This is a genomic window from Bacillus sp. SRB_8, assembly GCF_003264205.1.
In the GTDB taxonomy this organism is placed as follows: Bacteria; Bacillota; Bacilli; order Bacillales; family Bacillaceae_G; genus Bacillus_A; species Bacillus_A mycoides.
This window is the reverse complement of the sequence record NZ_NADT01000148.1, coordinates 1-410: the sequence shown is the minus strand read 5'-3', so window position 1 is coordinate 410 and position 410 is coordinate 1. Positions and strand designations below refer to the sequence as shown.

The 410-nt window shown below is 43.2% G+C and carries 1 protein-coding gene; it reads right to left on the bottom strand.

Going from position 1 to position 410, the window contains the following annotated elements; genetic code table 11:
- Positions 1–410: reverse transcriptase domain-containing protein (locus B5P40_RS32280; RefSeq protein ID WP_142936389.1), on the bottom strand; the 410-nt coding region annotated here is incomplete at both ends.

Below are 410 nucleotides of genomic sequence, written 5' to 3'. Positions count from 1 at the left end.
ATGGAACTTGTTTCATCGCTAGTACATCTTCTGACTCTGAGGGTGAAGAAAGGGAGGATAAATGAACACCAGGTTGCTGAGGAGTTGAAGTTGGATTGCAATCAAACATGTTGAACTTCATCAAAAGCTGCTTAACATATTCCTCTTGGTCTAACGAAATTGACCCGGTCTTCTCATCACGATGAATTCTCAGGCCGAGAAGTCTGGTTGGTACCCCGAGGTCAGTGATGTCGAACTTCGAAGACAGCTGATCGATGACTTCTTGACAGAAGTTGGTGTCGTTGTGAACAAACAGGATGTCATCAACATGGACTCCGAGAGCTAGAAAACTGCCATCACGACGAATTGTATAAATGCATGGATCAGCCTTAACTTTCTTAAGTCCAGCTTCTTTGGTCAAAAATTTGTCT